Consider the following 20,581-nt stretch of genomic DNA (forward strand, 5'->3'; position numbering starts at 1 on the left):
ACCATGATGCAAAGCAGAACGAGAAACGACGCGGGCGGGATGGCGGTGCTTGGCGGCATGTTGAAAGGCGTGTTCGCCACGGCGGCGTTGTGGCTGCTCGCCATGACGGGCGCGCAGGCTGCAGTCACCTCATGTACGCCGCAGGCCGGCTTCAACACCTGCGTGGCCTTCACCCATTCGGGCGCGGCACAGGCCTTCACGGTGCCGGCGGGCGTGTCGTCGGCGCGCGTCACGATGTGGGGCGCAGGCGGTGGTGGCTCGCTGACGGCAGGCGGCAATTCGGCCAACGGTGGCGCCGGTGGCTTCGCCGACGGGACCGTGTCGCTCACACCGGGCACCGCCATGGCGGTGACGGTGGGGCAGGGCGGGCGCAACGGGGGCACCGGCGCGACCTACGGCCGCGGCGGTGGCGGCGGCGCAGGCGCGAACGCAGGCGTCGCCGGCTCATCGGGCGGCGGCATGAGTGCGCTGTGGAGCGGCAGCACGGAATTTTCGACAGCCGCCGCACGACTGGTCGCAGGCGGTGGCGGCGGCAGCGCCTTCTGGACCGACGTCGGCAGCCCGGTGCCGGGCGGCGGCGGCGGTACCAGCGGCGGATCGTCCACCGGCACGGGCGGGCGGGGCGGTACCCAGTCCGCCGGCGGCGCGATCGGAACCCCGACGACTGCGGGGACGGCGTGCCCGGGCGGTTCCGCAGGCAGCGCCTTGCAGGGCGGCACCGGGTGTTCAGCTTCTGGGGGGACCGCTGTCCAGTACGAAGGCGGCGGTGGCGGTGGCGGCGGCTGGTTCGGCGGCGGCGGCGGCATGGCCCAGTGCAGCAACACGCCCAACCCCAGCACGGCCCTGTGTTCCTACAACGGACCGGGCGGTGGCGGCTCGGGCTTCATCGGCACGGGCGTCACTGGCGGCGTGCTCACTGCAGGGGCCAACGGCAGCTACTCGGCGAACTCCAATCCGGGCAACACGGGTGCGCCCTACCAGGCGGGTGTCGGCGTGGGCGGGTCGCGCAGCTCGTTGACCGGGGACACCGGCGGCAACGGTCTCGTGGTCATCCAGTTCAACGTGGTCACGCTGCAACTCGCGAAGGCCTGGTCGGCCGGCAGCAACGCCGGTGACGTGGCGCGCATTGTGGCCACCACGGGCGGCAGCAACTTCTTCGGCGCCAGCAACACCGCGACCTTCACTGCGACGGCACCGACGGCCGGCAACAGCGGCACGCCCGTGGGCGTGAACATCGGCAACGTCATCACGCTGCCCGCCGAAACACTGACCACCGGCACGCTCGCGAACTACAACACGGTGCTCTCGTGCACCGTGAACAGCGGCACCATGGCCAGCACGCTCAGCGGCACCAACGGACAGGTATCGAACACGCTGACGATCGCCCTCGGCGACATCGGCAAAGACATCGTCTGTACCTACACCAACACGCGCAAGACCGCGACCTTGCAACTGGCCAAGTCCTGGAACCCCACCAGCGTGACGGGCAATGTGGCGAACATCGGCGCGACCACGGGCGGGGCGGCCAACACCACGGCGTTCGCATCGACCGCACCGACGGCCAACACCAGCACGACCGTGACCGTCGCGGCCGGCAACACGATCACGTTCCCGGCGGAAACCATGAGCTCGGGCGCACTGGCGAACTACACGACCGTGTTGTCGTGTACCGCTGGTGGCGGGCCGACGGCCAACACGCTGAGCGGCACCAACGGGCAAGCCACCAATACGCTGGTGATCGGTGCGGCCGACGAGAACAAGGCCATCGTCTGTACCTACAGGAACACGCCGAAGACCTCCACGCTGCAACTGGCCAAGGCGTGGGGCGCGAACAGCCTCACGGGCAACGTGGCGAGCATCGGCGTGTCGTCGGGCGGCACGAACAACACCGCGGCGTTCACGGCGACGGCGCCCTCGGCGGCGACCAGCGGCACGGCCGTGACCGTGGCCACGGGCAACACGATCACGCTGCCGGCCGAGACCCTGACCACGGGCACGCTGGCGAACTACAACACCGTGCTGGCGTGTACCGCAGATGGCAGCACCACGGCCAACACGCTGAGCGGCACCAACGGGCAGACCACCAACACGCTGGTGGTCGGTGCGGCCGACGCCGGCAAGGCGATCGTCTGTACCTACACCAACACGCCGAAGCCGGCGACCTTGCAGATCGCCAAGGCGTGGGGTGCGAACAGCATCACGGGCAATGTGGCGAGCCTGGGCGTGTCGTCGGGCGGCGCCAACAACACCGCCGCCTTCACGGCAACAGCGCCGACGGCCGGCAACAGCGGCACGGCCGTGACCGTGGTTGCGGGCAACACCATCACCTTCCCCGCGGAGACGATGCCGACGGGCACACTGGCCAACTACAACACGGTGCTGGCCTGCACGGCCGGTGGCGGCGCCACGGCCAACACGCTGAGCGGCACCAACGGACAGAACACCAACACGCTGCTGATCGGCGCGGCCGACACGGGCAAGCTGATCCTCTGCACCTACACCAACACGGCGAAGCCGGCGACGCTGCAACTGGCGAAGTCCTGGGGCGCCGGCAGCATCAGCGGCAACGTGGCCAGCATCGGCGCGAGCACGGGCGGCGCGAGCAACACCACGGCGTTCACCGCCACGGCGCCGACGGCCGGCACCAGCGGCACCGCCGTGAACGTGGTCGCGGGCAACACCGTCACGCTGCCCGCAGAGACGATGCCCACGGGCACGCTCGCGAGCTACACCACGGCGCTGTCGTGCACGGCCAATGGCGGGCCCACGGCCAATGCGCCGAGCGGCACCAATGGGCAGGCGAGCAACACGCTGCTGATCGGCGCGGCCGATGCGGGAAAGGCCATCGTCTGTACCTACGCCAACACCGGCAAGCCCTCGACCCTGACCATCGCCAAGCGCTCGCTCGGCGGTGTGGCCGGCTTCGACTTCACGGGCACCAACGGCGTGGCCGCGCACACCATTACCACCACCGTGGCCGGCACGGCCGTCAACGGGCCGCTGCAGACGCTGACCACGCCGGGCGCGGCGACCACGGTCACCGAAACCTACACGCCGGCCACGGGCGTGCCCGACTACGTGATCACCGACGTCTCGTGCACGGGCATGGGCAGCGGCGGCACGGTGACGCGCGGGACCGCGCAAAACAAGAACCAGTTCACGCTGGATGCCGCGGCCACAGCGGCGGGGTCGAACATCGTCTGTACCGTTACCAACGCCAAGGCGCCGACGGTGGCGCTGCGCAAGAAGTGGGTCAACGCGCTGGTCAACGATGCCTTCACGCTGACTGCTTCGGGCACGGTTCACCCGAACCACAACATCGGCTATGCCTTCAACCTGCAGGCGACGGCCAACACGCCCAACGAGACCGACATCGGCGGCGCACAGCGCGTGGCGGTGGGCGACACGGTCACTCTGTCGGAGACGCCGTTCGGCACCAACGCAGGCTCGTACACGGCCAGCGCCTGGAGCTGCACCGGCGGCGGTTCGCTCAGCGGCAACCTGCTGACCCTGGGCAACGCCGATGCCGGCCTGCCGATCATTTGCGAGATCACCAACACCGCGAAGACCGCGAACGTCACGCTGGCCAAGACCTGGTCGGGCGCGATCGTCAATGACGCGGTGAGCGTCACTGGCACGGGCCTGACCACGCTGGCCTCCGTGGCCAACACGACCACCGAGACCGACAACGGCACCGCGCTGGCCGTTCCGGTGGGCAGCGTCATCACGCTGGCCGAGAGCTTCACGACCGGCAGCGCCGCCAACTACACGAGCGCGCTGAGCTGTACCGGCACCAGCGGCTTGTCGGGCAGCACGCTGACGATCGGCGCGGCCGACACGGCCATCGTCTGTACCTACACCAACACGCGCAAGACCGCGGCGGTGACGTTGACCAAGAGCTGGAGCGGCGCCATCGCCGGCGACAGGGTCAACCTGACGGTCAGCGGCAGCGCTGCCGAGGTGACGGGCGCGACCGCCGGCACGTCGACCGCGCCGGCCACCACCACCAACGCCACGGCCACCGCGGCCAGCGGCGCCACGGTGACGCTGGCCGAAGCCTTCACGACGGGCAGCGCGGCCAACTACACCACGACGCTGGCCTGTACCAAGGTGTCGGACGGCAGCACGGTGACGGTGACCGGCAGCGGCCTGAGCCGCACCTTCACCATGCCGTCGGACAGCGCGGTGAACTGCGGCTACACCAACACGCGCAAGACCGGGACGCTGCAGCTGTTCAAGGCCTGGAGCACAGGCAGCACCACGGGCAACGTGGCGAGCATCGGCGCGACCACGGGCGGCACGAGCAACACCACCGCGTTCACGGCGACGGCGCCGACGGCCGGCACCAGCGGCACTGCGGTGTCGGTGGGCGCAGGCGACACGCTCACGTTCCCGGCCGAGACGATGACCACGGGCACGCTGGCGAACTACACCACCGTGCTGTCGTGTACCGCCGATGGCGGCGCCACGGCGAACATGCTGAGCGGCACCAACGGGCAGGCGAGCAACACGCTGCTGGTCGGCGCGGGCGATGCGGGTAAGGCCATCACCTGTACCTACACGAACACGCCGAAGACGGCCACGCTGCAACTGGCGAAGGCCTGGAACCCCAGCAGCATCACGGGCAACGTGGCGAGCATCGCCGCGAGCACGGGCGGATCGAACAACACCACGGCCTTCACCGCGACGGCACCCACGGGTGCCAACAGCGGCACGGCGGTGAGCGTGCAGGCAGGCAACACGATCACGCTGCCGGCCGAGACGATGGCGCCGGGCACGCTCGCCAACTACAACACCGTGCTCGCGTGTACCGCTGGCGGCGGCGCCACGGCCAACACGCTGAGCGGCACCAACGGGCAGGTGAGCAACACGCTGCTGGTCGGTGCAGGCGACGCCGGCAAGGCCATCGTCTGCACCTACACCAACACGCCGAAGACCGTCACCGTGCAACTGCGCAAGGCCTGGAGCGCGGACAGCACGAGCGGCGATGTGGCCAGCATCGGCGCCACCTCGGGCGGCAGCAGCAACACGACCCTGTTCACCGCGACCGCCCCCACCGCTGGCAACAGCGGCACGGCGGTGTCGATGGTCGTCGGCGGCACGCTCACGCTGCCCGCCGAGACGATGACCACGGGCTCTATCGCCAGCTACAGCACGGTGCTCGCGTGTACCGCCGACGGCGGCGCCACGACCAATCCGCTGAGCGGCACCAACGGCCAGGTGAGCAACACGCTGGCGATCGCCGCAGCCGATGCCGGCAAGGCCATCGTGTGTACCTACACGAACGCGAAGAAGACCGTCACCCTGCAGGTGCGCAAGGCCTGGGGCGCGAACAGCGAGACGGGCAACGTCGCCAGCATCGGCGCGACCACGGGCGGAACCAACAACACGGCGCTGTTCACCGCGACCGCGCCCACGGCCGGCAACAGCGGCGCGGCGGTGGTGGCGGCGGTCGGCAACACCATCACCTTCCCCGCGGAAACGATGACCACGGGCACGCTGGCGAACTACACGAGCGTGCTGTCGTGTACCGCCGATGGCGGCGCCACGGCCAACGCACTCAGCGGCACCAACGGCCAGGCCAGCAACACGCTGGTGATCGGCGCGGGTGATGCCGGCAAAGCCATCGTCTGTACCTACAGCAACAACCGCCTGCCGACGGTGCAGATCCGCAAGCAGGCGTTGGGCGGCACGGGCATCTTCGCGTTCAGCGGCACCAACGGCTTCGGTTCGGACAGCATCAACGTCTCGGTGTCGGGCTCGACGGTGGTCGGCACGATCAAGACGCTGACCACGGCGAACACGCAGACGGTGCTGACCGAAGTCGCGGCCTCGATGTCCGGCGGCTTCGCGTTCTCGGGCGCGACCTGCACGGGCCTCGCGGGTGGGGCGACCGCTGCGGTCGATCTCGTGGCGGGCACCATCACGCTGCCCGCGGCCGGGCTGACGAACGGCGCGGCCGTGGTCTGTACCTTCACCAACACGCTCGCGGCGATCGTGAGCGGTCGCGTGTTCCTGGACAACGGCGTGGGCAGCGGCACGGCCAACGACGGCATCGTCAACGGCGGTGAAGGCCCGTTGTCGGGCGTGAGCGTGCGGCTGACCAACTGCGGCGCGACCGTGTACGCGAGCGCGCTGACGGACGCATCGGGCGGCTACAGCCTGAGCGTGCCGGCCGGCACGGCCACGGGCTCTGCGATGTGCGTGGAAGAGACCAACCCCGGCACGCGCGTGTCGACGGGCGCGTCGGTGGGCAGCGTCGCGTTGCCGTCAGGCTCTGCCGTCGCAGCAGCCGGTGGCACGTACACCTACACGCGCACCGGCACGCCGGACCGCATCGCCTTCAGCTGGAACGGCACGGGCCACAGCAACTTGAACTTCGGCGACGTCGACAACAGCGCTTTCGCCACCGACGGCGCCAAGACCGGCCTGCCGGGCAGCACCGTGACCTACGCCCACACCTTCACGGCCGGCACTGCTGGGCAGGTGCGTTTCAGTGTGGCGAGCGAGACGGCCACGCCGCCGATCACCGGCTGGACGACGAAGATCTTTGCGGACGTGGGTTGCACCGGCAGCCTGCAGGCTGGCGCAGCGCAGCTGTACCCGCCGAGCGCGGCGGCCACGCCCGTGGTGTTCGCGGGCAAGGTCTGCGTGATCGTGCAGGAGTTCATCCCCGCGACCGCGCCCTTGGGCTCGAGCAACAAGGCGACGATCCGCGCCGACTTCACCTACACCAACGCGAGCCCATCGCTCAGCGGCAGCTTCACGCTCGACGACCTCACCACGGTGTCGGGCGTGGCGCTGGAGCTGAAGAAGGAAGTGCGCAACATCACGCAAAGCGGCACCTTCGGCGTGAACAACCAGGCCAAGTCGGGCGAGACGCTCGAGTACCGCATCACCTACACCAACAACGGCGACGCACCGATCCGCAGCATGGTCGTGAACGACATGACGCCGGGCTACACGACCTTCGTGAGCGCGACGACAGGCACCACGCCGGCGTCGCTGACGGGCTGTGTGAAGAACACGCCGGCGAATGCACCGCCTGCCGGTGCGGTGGCCTGCACCACGGTTCAACCCGCAGGCGGCACGGGCGCGATCGACTGGCGCTTCACCGGCACGGTCGAGCCGGGCGGCACGGGCTTCGTGCTGTTCCAGCTGAAGGTCGACTGACGACCTGCGGGGCCTTCAGGCCCGGCGCTTGAACAGCGCGGACGCGCCGCTGGCGCGCGCCACGTCGTCCGCCGCGGCCAGCAGCTGCGGGCCCAGCGCGAGCATGCGTTCTTCCGTGAGCCGCACCAGCGGCCCCGCGATGGTGATGACGCCGATCACGCCGCCATGCGCGCCGCGCACCGGCGCGGCCATGGCCGTCATCGCGGGGGAGAACACCTCGTTGATCATCGAGAAGCCGCGCTTGCGTGTCGCGCGCAGGAACACGAGCAGCGCCTTCATGGTGGTCGGCGCCTTGGGGCCGAAATCTTCCGGCTGGCCGAAGCCTTGTTTCGCGACGAGTTGCAGCGCCTGTTCGTCCGTCATGGTCGAGAGCCACGCGTGGCCTGCGGAACTGCACGAGAGGTTCACCGACAGGCCCATGTCCGGGTCGTAGCGCAGCCCGCGCGTGGCGCCTTGCGCCTTCGCGACGAAGGTGAGTTCGTCGCCGTCGACCACCGCCAGCCGCACCAGTTCACCCGATGCGACCGCGAGCCGGTCGAGCAGCGGCTGCGCCACGTCGACGATGCCGCTGTTGCTCAGAAAGCTCAGGCCCAGCGACACCAGCTTGATGGTCAGCATGTAGTCGCCATGGCTCTGGTCTTGCCGCACATAGCCGCAGCGCACCAGTTCGCTCAGCAGGCGATGGGTGGCGCTCAAGGGCATTTCCAGCTCGGCAGACAGCGCGGAAAGCGCGCGGCCTTCGGGGTGGCCGGAGAGGTGTTCGAGCACCTTGAAGCTGCGTTCGAGTATGGCTGTCATGAGACGACTCTAGCATTTTGCCAAGTGTTTTCACTAGTAGAAAGATTTTCCACTAAATCGATAAGATCGCGCCGTCTGGGGTCGGAGGCGCTTCTTGGCGCCCCGGCATGGATCGCTCACATCGCAAGCTGGAGAACAACTTTGAGAACGCTTTACCGCTCGCTGGCCACCGCCGGCCTCGCCCTCGCCCTGGTCGTTCCTGCCGTTGCGCAAGCGCAGCAGGAGCGCGTGATCCGCTTCGGCCACCTGAACAACGCCGACCATCCCGTGAGCTTCGGCGTCAAGCGCTTTGCCGAGCTGCTCTCGGCCAAGAGCGGCGGCAAGATGAAGGTCCAGGAGTTCCCCGCCTCGCAACTGGGCAACGAGATGCAGCAGCAGTCGGCGCTGCAAGGCGGCGTGCAGCAGATGTCGGCACCGGCGACGACATCGCTGGCAGGCATCGTCAAGGAGTTCGGCCTTGTCGACTTCCCCTTCTCGGTCAACAACTTCGCGCAGGCCGATGCACTGCTCGACGGACCATTGGGTCAGGCGCTGATCGCCAAGCTCCCGGAGAAGGGCCTCGTCGCGTTGGGCTACTGGGACCTGGGCTTTCGCAACGTCACCAACAGCAAGCGCCCGATCAGCAAGCCTGAAGACCTCGAGGGTTTGAAGATCCGCGTGATCCCCAACCCGGTGTTCCTCGAAACCTTCAAGGCCTTCAAGGCCAACCCCGTGCCGATGCCCTTTGCCGAGCTGTACGGTGCCCTCGAAGCCAAGGCGGTCGATGGGCAAGAGAACCCGTATGCGGTGATCCTGTCGAACAAGTTCTACGAAGTGCAGAAGTTCGTGAGTGCGACGAACCATGTCTACGCCGCCAACATCGTGCTGGTGAGCAAGAAGTTCTGGGACTCGCTCACGCCCGCCGAGCAGAAGATGATGAACGACGCGGCCAACGAGGCACGTGGTTACCAGCGGCAAGTGAGTCGCGCCGCCGCACAGAAGGCCGTGGGCGAGCTGCAGGCCAAGGGCGCGCAGTTCAACGAACTCAGTGCTCCCGAGCAGAAGCGCATGCGCGACATCGCCAAGCCCGTTGTCGACAAGTTCGCCGCCCAGTACGACCCCGCCATCGTCAAGCTCTACAACGACGAGCTCGCGCGCATCCGCAAGTAGCGCGTCCCCACCCACGGCGGACGACGAATTTCTTCTTCGTTCCCGCCGGCAATTTCCGTCACTCCCACGTCTGCGCCTGCCGCCACCCGCGGCGCAGCGACACGTGCTGGGCGCGTGCGCCCGTCCGATTCCGCCATTGACCACCAAGAGGAGACTCCGTTGAAACATTCCAGATCCTTTCCCTTCGGACTTGCATCGGCCGCCGCGCTCGCGCTGGCATTGACTGCCTGCGGTGGAGGCGACGGCGGCGGCGGCGCGGCCTTGCCGTTCCTGCCCGTGGCGCCCGCGCCCGCTGCATCGGCGCCGCCGCCCGCACCGACCGATGAAGTGCCGCCGCCCACCGAACCGGTGGCCGAGGTCGACGACAGCTTCGACGAGTACTACAACGTGTGCCGCGGCACCAACCCCAAGTGCTACAACGACTGGGGCGCCTTCGCCAGCACGCCCGACCGCGTGCTGATCTACTCGCGCACCGCGGGCCCGCGCCATGCCGTGCTCGGCACGCCGATGGCGGTCGGCCTGAACCCGGCGATGAACCCCGACAACGTGATGCAGGCCGGCCTGCTGCGCATGCTGTCGGCCGAGGGCATCACGGTCGACTGGACCGAGGACGTGTCGGTGCTGAGCAGTCGCATCAACAACTACAAGGCCATCATCTTCGCGAGCTCGAACCGCGACACCTTGTGGAACGGCGCCGTGAGCACCAGCCAGGACGCCGCGCGCACCGCGCTGCGCAACTACATGCGCCGCGGCGGCGGCTTCGTGGGCCTGCACAACGCCTTCGGCGCCGAATACAACTGGCCGTACTACGAAGGCCTGCTGGGCAACGCGAACTTCTACAACCACGGACCCAACCGCGCGGGCGATGTCGAGATCGTCTCGGACGACCCCTCGACGAAGGACGTGCCCAAGCGCTTCTCGTTCCAGGACGAGTGGTACAACCTGATGCCCTTCCCGACGAAGGTGAAGTTCCTGGCCAAGGTCGACACCTCGACGCTGAAGCCGCTCACCTCCGCGCCGCATCCGGGCCACGCCGACTTCCATCCGGTCGCGTGGTGCCAGTACTACGACGGCGGCCGCGCCTGGCTCTCGACGCTCGGGCACAACGCCCACTCGTTCACCGCCGACCTGTCGGGCGTGGGCGCCATCGAGTTCCAGAAGCTCGTCGTGCAAGGCGTGAAGTCGGCGATGGGCCTGACACCTTTCTGCACCACCGAATAAGCACGACCTCCCGGGGCCGGTGCGGCGCCGTGCGCGCGCCACCGGTCGTTTCGAACACCCCTGTTCCAACGTTCACCGAGTAGAGACATCCATGAAGAAAAAATCATTGGTCACGCTGCTGATCTCGTGCGGCGTGCTCGCATCGCCGTTGCTGATCACCGCCTGCGGCGGCTCCAGCGGCGGAGGTGGCACGCCCGTGCTGCCCGTGGTGCCGGCCCCCGCGCCGCCGCCGTCTGCCGGCGCAGCGCCGCCTGCATCGCCACCCGCAGCCGCCGCACCTGCGTCTGACCTGTCGGACTGCTGCACCGCCGGCGACAAGGACTTCCCGAAGGTCGGCGGCAACCTGGGCAATCAGAACTATTCGAGCCTGCGCAAGATCAACAAGGGCCTCGTCACGCAACTCGGTGGCGCCTGGGTCAACCAGATCGAAGGCGGCATGACCACCGGCAACAACCAGAGCACGACCGTCGTCGTCGACGGCGTGCTCTACATCGAGTCGGCGCCCGGCAACGTGGTCGCGGTGGACGGCAAGACCGGTGTCACGAAGTGGAAATGGACCACGCCCTACGGCAACATCACCCGCCGCGGCGTGGCCGTCGCCAAAGACCTGGGCCTGGTGTTCACCGTCGCCACCGGCAACCGCCTCGTGGCGTTGCGCACCGACACCGGCGCCGTCGAGTGGATCAAGCAGTACCCGACCAGCAGCACCGACCCCGACTACAAGGGCGCGCTGCAGAAGGTCGCGCTGGTGTATCACGACAAGCGCCTCTACCTGGGCACCAACGACGGCAACCGCGGTGCCGCGTTCTCGGCCGACGCGCTCACCGGCAAGGTGCTGACCACCTTCTGGGGCGTGCCCCGCGCGGGCGAGCTGGGCTACGACACCTGGGGCGGCGCGCCCGATGCGGCACGCACCGGCGCCACGCCGTGGATTCACCCCGCGGTCGATCCCGAACTGGGCCTGGTGTACTGGACCTTCGGCAACGTGCGCGGCGGTTCGTCGCAAGACGGTTCCTCGCGCCCGGGCCAGAACCTGTTCGCCAACTCCATCGTCGCGCTCGACCTGAAGAGCGGCGAGTACAAGTGGCACTTTCAATCGGTGCACCACGACATCTGGGACATGGACAACGTGATGTCGCCCGTGCTCGCCGACGTGAAGATCGACGGCAAGGACCGCAAGGTCGTCATCTACGGCAGCAAGACGGGCATGTACTACATCCTCGATCGCAAGGACGGCAGCGCACCGCTGGGCATCGACGAAGTGCCCGTGAAGCAGGACGCCCGCCAGGCCAGCTGGCCCACGCAACCGCTGCCGCGCCAGGGCGCCTGGACCGAGACCTGCATCGTCGACCAGCCGCTGGGCACCGCCATTCCGGGCGACCCCAACCGCGCGGTGCCCAACTACACGAAGGGCTGCCTGTACGACGCGCACTGGGACGTGCCGATCCTGTCCATCCCGGGCCACGGCGGCGGTGCCAACTGGAACCACCAGTCGTTCAGCCAGCGCACGGGCCTGGTCTACACGGGCATGGGCTACGTGTCGGCCGCGCACTCGCTCAGCGAGTCGAGCAACGGCCTGCGTCCGCCGGGCACCTACATGACCGGCGCGGTCGTGGCGGTCGATCCGAGCACCAACCTCGTCAAGTGGAAGAAGCCGCTGCCGTACTCGGTGGCGCACGGCAACGGCATCCTGAGCACGGCCTCCGACCTGCTGTTCATCGGCCAGCCCGACGGCAACCTGCTGGCGCTCGATGCGCAGGACGGCACCGAGCTGTGGCGCTTCCAGACCGGCGCGGCGATCAGCGCGAGCCCGGTCTCCTACGAGATCGACGGCGAGCAGTACATCGCGGTGTTCTCGGGCGGCACGAGCATTCCGTACGGCGACTCGGCACCGCGCGGCGACCGGCTGTGGGCCTTCAAGGTCGGCGGTGCGGTGACGGCGGCGGCCACGCCGACACCGCCGGTGGTGCGACGGCCTGTGTCGGGCCAGGCGGTCGAGGGCTCGGCACTGCCCACGCCGAACACCGTGTTCCTGGCGCGCGTGCAAACGCCGACGAACGAGCCCGGCGCGACCGAGTCGACGGCCGTGAATGCCATGACGCCGACCTTCATGCGCGTGCCGGTGAACACCGCCGTGACCTTCACGAACCCCGCCGCCAACGCGAACACCCACTGCGCCACGCAGTTCTTCGAAGGGAGGTTCAATTTCAGGCTGACCCCGGGCCAGTCGCAGACCCACACCTTTGACACGCCGGGCGAATACTTTTACAACGACTGCCATAGCCCGCGCCCGACGGGAAAGATCGTCGTTTATTGATATGTCCCTCAACCCCAACCCTGAAGGAGCAATGCGATGAAGTGGTGCAAGCCTGAGTTTGAAGAAATGCGTTTCGGTTTCGAAATCACGATGTACATTTCCGCGCGCTGAGCGCGGCCCCCACACGGCACCGGCCTTGCGCCGGTGCCGTTTTTTTGTTGGGCCTCCATGAAGATTCTGGTGCTGGGTTCGGGAGCGGGCGGTGGCTTCCCTCAATGGAATTGCAATTGCCGCCTGTGCGCCGGCCAGCGAAGCGGACAGGTGCGGGCCACGCCCCGCACGCAGAGTTCGATCGCGGTGTCGGCCGATGGCGAGCGCTGGATCTTGCTGAACGCGTCCCCCGACCTCGGCGCGCAACTGCGCGCCTCGCCGGCCCTGTGGCCGCGCCACGGACTGCGCCATTCGCCGATCGAGGCGGTGGTGCTGATGGACTCTCAAATCGACCACGTCGCAGGCCTACTGAGCCTGCGCGAAGGGCAGCGGTTGCAGCTGTACTGCACGCCCGAGGCCCATGACGACCTGACGGGCAGCCTGCCGCTGCTGCGCACGCTCGACAGCTACTGCGGCGTGACCTGGCACCCGTTGTCGCTCGAGCCTGGCGGCGGCGCCTGGCACGACATCGCCGGCCTGCGGCTGCAGGCACTGCCGGTGCCCGGCAAGGCGCCGCCGTATTCGCCGCGCCGCCAGACCGAGGCGCGCAGCGAGAACGCCGCAGTGCTCATCGAAGACCCCGCCACCGGCAAGCGCGTGCTCTATGCGCCGGGCCTGGCGCAGGTCGGCGAGGCCGAGCGCCGCAGCCTCGATGTCTGCGACTGCGTGCTCGTCGACGGCACCTTCTGGACCGAAGACGAAATGGTCGCGGCCGGCCTCGGCAAGAAGCACGCGGCCGACATGGGTCACCTGCCGCAATGCGACGGGCCGCACGGCCCCGGCATGCTGCAGGCGCTCGACGCTTGCGCTGCACAACGCAAGGTGCTCATCCACATCAACAACAGCAACCCCATCCTGGACGAAGACGGGCCGGAGCGCGCGCAGCTCGTGCGCCACAGCATCGAGGTCGCGTTCGACGGCATGGCCCTGGAGATCTGAACACGTGATGCAACAGCAACGGCAAGAGACACAAGGCCCATGGTCCCCGCAGGAGTTCGAAGCGAGGCTGCGCGCCATGGAGTCGCGCTACCACAGCCACCACCCCTTCAACCGCCGGCTCAATGCGGGTGAGCTGCAGCCCTTCCAGGTGCGCGGCTGGGTGGCGAACCGCTTCTACTACCAGTGCCGCATTCCGGTGAAGGACGCCGCCGTTCTGTCCAACTGCGACGACCGCGCCACGCGCCGGCGCTGGGTGGTGCGCATGCTCGACCACGACGGGCACGGCGACCATGAAGGCGCCAACGCGGGCGGCATCGAGATCTGGACCCGTCTGGGCATTGCCACCGGCCTGTCGCGCGAGGTGCTCGAGTCGCATGCGCTCGTGGTGCCCGGCGTGCGCTTCGCGGTCGATGCCTACGTCAACTTCGCGCGCACGGCACCGTGGCAGGAGGCGGTGATTTCGTCGCTCACCGAGATGTTCGCGCCGCGCATCCACAAGGACCGGCTCGCGGGCTGGCCCACGCACTACCCGTGGATCGACACCTCGGGCCTGGACTACTTTCGCAGCCGCATTCCGCTGGCCGACCGCGACGTCGAGCACGGCCTCGAAGTGGCGATGCAGTGGTGCACCACGCGCGAGCGGCAGCAGCGTGCATTGCACATCCTGGGCTTCAAGCTCGACATCCTCTGGGCCATGCTCGACGCGATCGAGAAGGCCTACCCCGACGACCTTCCGAAAGAGAAGCAGCCATGACCGCATGGACCGACGATGCCCAGCCGGCGCTCACCTCGATCTACCGCATGCAGTGGGAAGAGGCGCAGCAGTGCCACGTGCTGCTGTTCCCCGAGGGCATGATCAAGCTCAACGGGCCGGCGGCCGAGATCCTCCAGCGCTGCGACGGCAAGACCTCGGTGGCCGCGCTCGTGGCCGACCTGGAGCGCACCTTCGGCGAGAGCGATCTGCATGCCGACGTACTCGAATTTCTGGAGCAGGCCCGTGGACGCCACTGGATCCGCTGAGCCGCAGGCCCGCGCACCCCGCGCTGCGGCCAAGCCGCCGCTGTGGCTGCTGGCCGAGCTGACCTACCGCTGCCCGCTGCACTGCGCCTTCTGCTCCAACCCGGTCGACTACACGCGCTATCGCGAGGAGCTGGGCACGGCCGAATGGATTCGCGTGTTCCGCGAAGCACGCGCGATGGGTGCGGTGCAGCTGGGTTTCTCGGGCGGCGAGCCGCTGCTGCGCGACGACCTGCCCGAGCTGGTCGCGGCGGCGCACGAGCTCGGCTTCTATACCAACCTGATCACCTCGGGCGTGGGCCTCACGCCGCAGCGCGCCGAGACGTTGAAGCGTGCGGGGCTGGACCACATCCAGCTGTCGTTCCAGGACTCGAGCCGCGAACTCAACGACTTCCTCAGCTCCACGAAGACCTTCGACCTCAAGCAGCGCGTGGCCCGCACCATCAAGGACCTCGGCTACCCGATGGTGCTGAACTGCGTGATGCACCGCTACAACCTGCCGCACGTGGGCCGCATCATCGAGATGGCCGAGGCGATGGAGGCCGACTTTCTCGAACTCGCCAACGTGCAGTACTACGGCTGGGCCTGGCGCAACCGCGAGATGCTGATGCCCTCGCGCGACATGCTGGCCACGGCCGAGGCGGTGGTGGAAACCCACCGCCCGCGCCTGGACGGCCGCATGAAGATCCTCTGGGTGGTGCCCGACTACGCCGAGGGCAAGCCCAAGCCTTGCATGGCGGGGTGGGGCAGCGTGTTCCTCGTGGTGGCACCCGACGGCGTGGCGCTGCCGTGCCACAGCGCGCGCATGCTGCCCGGTCTCGACTTTCCCAATGTGCGCGCGCACAGCATCCGCAGCATCTGGCAGGAGAGCCCGGCCTTCGGCGCGTACCGCGGCACCGGCTGGATGAGCAGCACCTGCCAGAGCTGCGACGAGAAGGAAAAGGACCACGGCGGTTGCCGCTGCCAGGCCTTCCTGCTGACGGGCGACGCAGCCGCCACCGACCCGGTGTGCCCGAAGAGCCCGCGGCATGACGAGGTCGAGGCGATGGTCAAGGCGGCGGGCGATCCGCGCGACCAGGGCATGCCGATCCGTTTCGTGCCGGGCGCGCGGCGTGCGGGCGAACTCGTCTTTCGCACCGACGCGAACGCGTCTGCTTGAGCGGGCGCGCGCCGATGACGATCACCCATCGCCTGCCTCTGGACGGCGGGCATGTGATGCACGTCGAGGAGCACGGCAACCCGGCAGGCCTGCCCGTGGTGGTGCTGCACGGCGGGCCGGGCTCGGGCAGCTCGTCGCTGTTGCACCGGGACTTCGATCCGGCGCACTACCGCATCATTTGCCCCGACCAACGCGGTTCGGGCCTCAGCACACCTGCAGGATCGATTGAACACAACACGCTCGCCGATCTGTTGGCTGATCTGCGGCTGCTGCGCGCGCACCTGCACATTGATCGATGGCTGGTGGTCGGCGGCTCGTGGGGCGCCACGCTGGCGCTGATGCATGCGCTCGATGTACCGGAGGCTGTGGCGGGCCTGCTGCTGCGCAACGTGTTCCTCGCGCGCCCGAGCGACATTCACGCGCTCTTCGCTGGGGCCCGGCGGCATGACGGCCCTGCATGGCGCGCACTGTGGGACGAGGCCGAGCAAAGGCAATGCCCGGTGACGGTGCCGATCGCCGAGGTCTTCGCGCACGGCACCTGGGCGCGGCAGTGCGAGCTGACACGCTGCTGGTTCGATTGGGAACAGCGCCTCGCCACCGGCGGTGCCGCACCGCCGCTCGACGAGGCGATGCTGCCGCGGCTCGTGGCGCGCTACCGCGTGCAGAGCCATTACCTGCGACATGGCTGCTGGCTCGATGCGCCCACGCTGCTGCAGCGCTGCGCCGCAATGCCTGTTGTGCCCACGCTGATCGTGCACGGCACGCAGGACGCGCTGTGTCCGCCCGAGGGCGCGCGGGCACTGGCGCAGGTGCTGGGCGCGCCGCTGCAGTGGGCGCAGGGCTCGGGCCACGACCCGACGCACCCGGCCATCGCCGCGGCCATGCAGCAGGCCTTGCGCGACTATGCGGCCACGCAGGCCTTCGGTGTCAGCGCAGCCGCGCCTTGAGCGGATCGCCGATCAGCGTCACCCGCCCATCCTTGCCGTCCTTTCGATAGGACCACAGCCGGTCGTTGCCATGGCCGTCGTCAGCCACGAAGAGCACCGCGTCACCGAGCGCACGAAAGCCCAGCGGCATGGCGTGGCGTTCGCCGGCGGCGAGGTCGGCCACGGCGCGCGTGCCGGCCGTCGTGCCGTCGCTGGTCCACGGCTCGACACCGCGACCACCGCCGCCGTTCGCCGCGAACCACAGGCGCGTTCCGACGACGGCGAAGCGCGCCGGCGAGCCGTTCTCCGCGCCCGGTGCAATGTCTTTCACGCGCACCGTGCCCGCGGCCGAGCCGTCGCTGCGCCACAGCTCCGCGCCCGACGCGCCGTCGGTCGCTGCGAAGTAGAGCTTGCCGCCCATCACGGCGATCGCGCTCGACACGGAGCCGCTCGGCCCCGGCCGGATGTCCTTCACCAGCGCCGTGCCCTTCGCAGTGCCGTCGGTCTTCCACAGTTCGATGCCGTGCACGCCGTCGTCGGCCGAGAAGTACAGCGTGCGGCCCAGCGCCGCCAGGTGCGTCGGCCGCGAGGGCGCGGCGCCGGGGCGCAGGTCTTTCACGAGTTGCGTGCCGTGTTCGGTGCCGTCGCTCTTCCACAGCTCGGCGCCGTGCTCGCCGTCGTGCGCGGTGAAGTAGACGTCGCTGCCCACGGCCGTGAGGTTCTGGATGCCCGCGTCCTCGAGGCCCGGGCGGATGTCCTTCACCAGCCGTGTGTGCTCGGGCGTGCCGTCGGTCACCCAGAGTTCGTGGCCCTGCGTGCGCGTGGTCGCCGTGAAGAACAGGCGCGGGCCGGCCACGGTGAGCTGGCGGGTGAGGGCGCGCGGCCCGGCGTCGACGGCGGACACGCGCGTGGTGCCCTTCGCGTCGCCCGTGGTCTTCCACACCTGGAAGCCGGTCTGGCCGTCGTCGGCCACGAAGTAGAGCGCGTCGCGGAACACGGTCAGCTCGTTGGGCATCGCGCCTTCCTCGCCGGGGCGCAGGTCGATCACCTGCGCCGTGCCGGCGGCGGTGCCGTCGGTGCGCCACAGTTCGAGCCCGCTCGCGCCGTCGGTGGCGGTGGTGTAGACGTGGCCCTTGAACGCGACCTGAGCGGCGGGGAACGACCCCCTGAAGCCCGGCCGGATGTCCTTCAGCAAGGTAGTGCCGGCGTTGCTGCCGTCGGTGACCCACAGCTCCTGGCCGGTCGTCACGTGGAAGGCGCTGAACACCATCTTGCCGTTGCCCAGCGGCGCGAGGCCGGAGGGCGCGATGAAGGCCAGCCGCTGGCGCTGCTCGGGCAGTACCTCGCGCTCGGGGTCTTGCGCAGCGGCAGGCAGGGCCGCGAGCAGGGCGAGCGCGGCGAGGCAAATGGCGCGCACCGGCTCAGCCCCCGAACCACCGCGCCGGCACGATCACCAGCTGCGGAAACGCCACCATCACGAACAGGATCGCGAACTCGGCCAGCATGAACGGCACCACGCCGCGTGTGACGTCGTCCATCGAGATCTTGCCGACGCCCGCCACCACGTTGAGCACCGTGCCCACCGGCGGCGTGACGAGGCCGATCGAGTTGTTGATGATGAACAGCACGCCGAAGTACACGGGGTCGATGCCGGCGGCCTTCACCACGGGCATGAGCACTGGCGTGAGGATGAGGATGGTCGGCGTCATGTCCATCGCCGTGCCCACCACCATCACGAGCACCATGATCGCGATCATGAGCAGCATCTGGTTGCCCATGAACGGCTGCAGCATGCCCACGATCTTCGAGGGCAGGTCGGCCACCGTGATGAGCCAGGCGCTCACCATGGCCGCGGCGATCAGGAACATCACGATGGCGCTGGTCTTGGCCGCGTTCACGAAGATGGCGTACAGGTCTTTCCAGGTGATCTCGCGGTACACCACCGTCGACACGAAGAGCGCATACACGGCGGCCACCACCGCGGCCTCGGTGGGCGTGAACACGCCCATGCGCAGGCCCACGAGGATGATCACCGGCAGCATCAGCGCCCACAGCGCGTTGCGGAAGGCGGCGGCAATTTCGGCCGACGACTTGCGCGGCGGCGGCACGATCTTTTCGCGCCGCACCAGCCAGGCCCAGGTGATCCACAGCGCGCCGCCGATCAGCAGGCCCGGCACGATGGCCGCGAGAAACAGCTTGGAGATCGACACGTTGGCCGCCACGCCGAAGATCACGAGGCCGATGCTCGGCGGGATCACGGGGCCGATCACGCCGGTGGCCGCAATGAGGCCGGCCGCGCGCGGCTTGTCGTGGCCCGCGCGCACCATCATCGGCAGCAGCAGCGCGGTGAGCGCGGCGGCATCGGCCACGGCCGAACCCGAGAGCGCCGACAGCAGGCACCCCGCCATGATGGTCACGTAGCCCAGGCCGCCCTTCACATGGCCGACGAGCGCGAGCGCGAAGTCGACGATGCGCTTGGACAGCCCGCCCACGTTCATGATCTCGCCCGCGAGCATGAAGAAGGGCACGGCCAGCAGCGGAAAGCTGTCGGCGCCGCCGATCACGTTCTGCGTGAGGATCTGCGCGTCGAACAGGTCGAGGTGCCACATCAGCGCGACACCGCTGGCCAGCAGCGAGAAGGCGATGGGAATGCCCATCGCCATGGCGAGCAACAGCGAGCCGACAAAAACAGCGATGGTCATGGCCGTGCCCCCGGTTCCTTGGCGCCTTGCGAACCCAGGATCTGCTGCAGCTGCACCGCTTCTTCCGACTCCTGCACCATCACCAGCTCGTGGTCCGCGATGCGGCCCGTGAGCAGGCGCAGCAGGTCGAGCGCCAGGATGAGTCCGGCGAGCACCGAGAACACGATGCCCGCGGCGTAGACGATGGCCATCGACGCGCCGGTGACGGGTGCCGTCACGTCCCAGTTGATGCGCGCCTGCGCGATGCTGCCTTGCAGCAGCAGCCAGACGATGTAGAGCATCACCACATGGCCGACGGCCAGGCAGATCTTCTTTCCGATGGGGGGCAGCTTCTGCACCACCATGTCCACACCCAGGTGGCCGTGCTCCTTCAGCGCCACCACGGCACCCAGGAAGGTCATCCAGATGAAGAGCCAGCGCGAAATTTCCTCGGACACCGTGATGCCCGAGTTGAAGCCGTAGCGCAGCACCACGTTGCCGAACACGAGCACGACCATGACCGCGAGCGCGGCCGCGATCAGCGCCTCGATGCCGGTGCAGCACCGGTCGAGCCAGCGGGTCATGCGGAGGCCTGTGCTTGCGCCTGGCGCTGCATGTCGACCAGCGCGCGCAATGCCGCCAGGTACGACAGCGGACCCAGGCCCTGGACCGTGCCCTTCACCGCCGGCGAGATGATCGAATGCGCGCGCCATGCCTCGCGCGCGGCGATGTTGGACATGTGGACCTCGATGGTCGGGAACGGCATGGCCTTGATCGCGTCGTGCAGCGGCACGCCGTGCTGCGTGAGGCCGGCGGGGTTCACCAGCGCGCCCTGCGCATCGTCGATGTGGGTGTGCAGGAAGTCGATCAGGTCGCCTTCGTGGTTCGACTGGATGGTTTCGAGCGTCACGCCGAGCTCGACGGCGAGGGCCTGCAGCTGTGCGTTGATTTCGGCGAGCGTGGTCTTGCCGTAGATGTGGGGTTCGCGGCGACCGAACAGGTTGAGGTTGGGGCCGTGGAGAACGAGGATCTTCATGGGGAGCTTCGGTGA

15 protein-coding genes are annotated in these 20,581 nt (G+C 68.6%); 10 read left to right on the forward strand and 5 right to left on the reverse strand.

Features of this window, described 5'->3' with window-relative positions; genetic code table 11:
* Positions 1 to 6 precede the first annotated feature (6 nt).
* Entirely contained in the window at positions 7 to 7,173 is a 7,167-nt protein-coding gene (locus tag CY658_RS20970; protein ID WP_143713732.1) for a prealbumin-like fold domain-containing protein, read from the forward strand.
* Between the two features lie 15 nt (positions 7,174 to 7,188).
* Here CY658_RS20970 and CY658_RS20975 read toward each other — a convergent pair whose 3' ends face one another.
* Entirely contained in the window at positions 7,189 to 7,971 is a 783-nt protein-coding gene (locus tag CY658_RS20975) for an IclR family transcriptional regulator (RefSeq protein WP_099796036.1), read from the reverse strand.
* A 141-nt stretch (positions 7,972 to 8,112) separates the two neighbouring features.
* Here CY658_RS20975 and CY658_RS20980 point away from each other — a divergent pair, with 141 nt between their 5' ends.
* The 9 genes from CY658_RS20980 (at position 8,113) to CY658_RS21020 (ending at position 16,870) form a co-directional block, all read left to right on the forward strand.
* Complete coding sequence (locus tag CY658_RS20980; protein ID WP_101492034.1) at positions 8,113 to 9,120, forward strand: TRAP transporter substrate-binding protein; 1,008 nt, start codon at positions 8,113 to 8,115, stop codon at positions 9,118 to 9,120.
* 159 nt (positions 9,121 to 9,279) lie between these two features.
* Positions 9,280 to 10,341 carry a ThuA domain-containing protein gene (locus CY658_RS20985; protein ID WP_101492035.1) on the forward strand — a complete coding sequence of 354 codons (1,062 nt, stop codon included), beginning with the start codon at positions 9,280 to 9,282 and terminating at the stop codon, positions 10,339 to 10,341.
* 91 nt (positions 10,342 to 10,432) lie between these two features.
* Positions 10,433 to 12,658, forward strand: a complete 2,226-nt coding sequence (locus tag CY658_RS20990; RefSeq protein ID WP_101492036.1) for an outer membrane protein assembly factor BamB family protein — start codon at positions 10,433 to 10,435, stop codon at positions 12,656 to 12,658.
* Between the two features lie 36 nt (positions 12,659 to 12,694).
* The gene (gene pqqA / locus CY658_RS33190) at positions 12,695 to 12,769 is read left to right on the forward strand and encodes a pyrroloquinoline quinone precursor peptide PqqA (RefSeq protein WP_013539171.1); all 75 of its coding nucleotides are present in this window, start codon (positions 12,695 to 12,697) and stop codon (positions 12,767 to 12,769) included.
* Positions 12,770 to 12,826: 57 nt separating this feature from the next.
* Positions 12,827 to 13,747, forward strand: coding sequence for a pyrroloquinoline quinone biosynthesis protein PqqB (gene pqqB / locus CY658_RS21000; protein WP_101492037.1), 921 nt, complete (start codon positions 12,827 to 12,829; stop codon positions 13,745 to 13,747).
* Between the two features lie 7 nt (positions 13,748 to 13,754).
* On the forward strand, positions 13,755 to 14,501 hold the full coding sequence (pqqC, locus tag CY658_RS21005) for a pyrroloquinoline-quinone synthase PqqC (RefSeq protein ID WP_101492038.1): 747 nt from the start codon (positions 13,755 to 13,757) through the stop codon (positions 14,499 to 14,501).
* Positions 14,498 to 14,767 (forward strand): pyrroloquinoline quinone biosynthesis peptide chaperone PqqD, encoded by a 270-nt coding sequence (gene pqqD / locus CY658_RS21010; protein ID WP_062481654.1) that lies wholly within the window; start codon positions 14,498 to 14,500, stop codon positions 14,765 to 14,767. Before pqqC ends, pqqD begins: the two co-directional genes overlap by 4 nt.
* The gene (pqqE, locus tag CY658_RS21015; RefSeq protein WP_101492039.1) at positions 14,745 to 15,923 is read left to right on the forward strand and encodes a pyrroloquinoline quinone biosynthesis protein PqqE; all 1,179 of its coding nucleotides are present in this window, start codon (positions 14,745 to 14,747) and stop codon (positions 15,921 to 15,923) included. The genes pqqD and pqqE overlap by 23 nt, the downstream gene beginning before the upstream one ends.
* Positions 15,924 to 15,937: 14 nt before the next feature.
* Positions 15,938 to 16,870, forward strand: coding sequence for an alpha/beta fold hydrolase (locus tag CY658_RS21020; RefSeq protein ID WP_101492040.1), 933 nt, complete (start codon positions 15,938 to 15,940; stop codon positions 16,868 to 16,870).
* Here the strand turns inward: CY658_RS21020 and CY658_RS21025 are convergent.
* From CY658_RS21025 to CY658_RS21040, 4 genes are read right to left on the reverse strand one after another with little or no spacing between them, the layout of a single operon-like run.
* Complete coding sequence (locus CY658_RS21025; protein ID WP_101492041.1) at positions 16,851 to 18,266, reverse strand: ELWxxDGT repeat protein; 1,416 nt, start codon at positions 18,264 to 18,266, stop codon at positions 16,851 to 16,853. The two genes, CY658_RS21020 and CY658_RS21025, sit on opposite strands and share 20 nt — an antisense overlap.
* A gap of 4 nt (positions 18,267 to 18,270) precedes the next feature.
* A complete protein-coding gene (locus tag CY658_RS21030) occupies positions 18,271 to 19,551 on the reverse strand; it encodes a TRAP transporter large permease (protein WP_101492042.1) in 1,281 nt (426 codons plus the stop codon).
* Entirely contained in the window at positions 19,548 to 20,114 is a 567-nt protein-coding gene (locus CY658_RS21035) for a TRAP transporter small permease (RefSeq protein WP_101492043.1), read from the reverse strand. The genes CY658_RS21030 and CY658_RS21035 overlap by 4 nt, the downstream gene beginning before the upstream one ends.
* Positions 20,111 to 20,566, reverse strand: coding sequence for a type II 3-dehydroquinate dehydratase (locus CY658_RS21040; RefSeq protein WP_101492044.1), 456 nt, complete (start codon positions 20,564 to 20,566; stop codon positions 20,111 to 20,113). Before CY658_RS21040 ends, CY658_RS21035 begins: the two co-directional genes overlap by 4 nt.
* Positions 20,567 to 20,581 lie beyond the last annotated feature (15 nt).

Origin of the sequence: Variovorax sp. RO1 (assembly GCF_002849325.1) — a bacterium.
Taxonomy (GTDB): Bacteria; Pseudomonadota; Gammaproteobacteria; order Burkholderiales; family Burkholderiaceae_C; genus Variovorax.

What these genes read in the sequence shown, in the direction of transcription:
- CY658_RS20975 (WP_099796036.1), bottom strand. Translation starts at nt 7,971, where the DNA reads ATGACAGCCATACTCGAACGCAGCTTCAAGGTGCTCGAACACCTCTCC.
- pqqB (WP_101492037.1), top strand. Translation starts at nt 12,827, where the DNA reads ATGAAGATTCTGGTGCTGGGTTCGGGAGCGGGCGGTGGCTTCCCTCAA.
- CY658_RS20990 (WP_101492036.1), top strand. Translation starts at nt 10,433, where the DNA reads ATGAAGAAAAAATCATTGGTCACGCTGCTGATCTCGTGCGGCGTGCTC.
- CY658_RS21030 (WP_101492042.1), bottom strand. Translation starts at nt 19,551, where the DNA reads ATGACCATCGCTGTTTTTGTCGGCTCGCTGTTGCTCGCCATGGCGATG.
- CY658_RS21040 (WP_101492044.1), bottom strand. Translation starts at nt 20,566, where the DNA reads ATGAAGATCCTCGTTCTCCACGGCCCCAACCTCAACCTGTTCGGTCGC.
- pqqC (WP_101492038.1), top strand. Translation starts at nt 13,755, where the DNA reads ATGCAACAGCAACGGCAAGAGACACAAGGCCCATGGTCCCCGCAGGAG.
- CY658_RS21020 (WP_101492040.1), top strand. Translation starts at nt 15,938, where the DNA reads ATGACGATCACCCATCGCCTGCCTCTGGACGGCGGGCATGTGATGCAC.
- CY658_RS20970 (WP_143713732.1), top strand. Translation starts at nt 7, where the DNA reads ATGCAAAGCAGAACGAGAAACGACGCGGGCGGGATGGCGGTGCTTGGC.
- pqqD (WP_062481654.1), top strand. Translation starts at nt 14,498, where the DNA reads ATGACCGCATGGACCGACGATGCCCAGCCGGCGCTCACCTCGATCTAC.
- CY658_RS21035 (WP_101492043.1), bottom strand. Translation starts at nt 20,114, where the DNA reads ATGACCCGCTGGCTCGACCGGTGCTGCACCGGCATCGAGGCGCTGATC.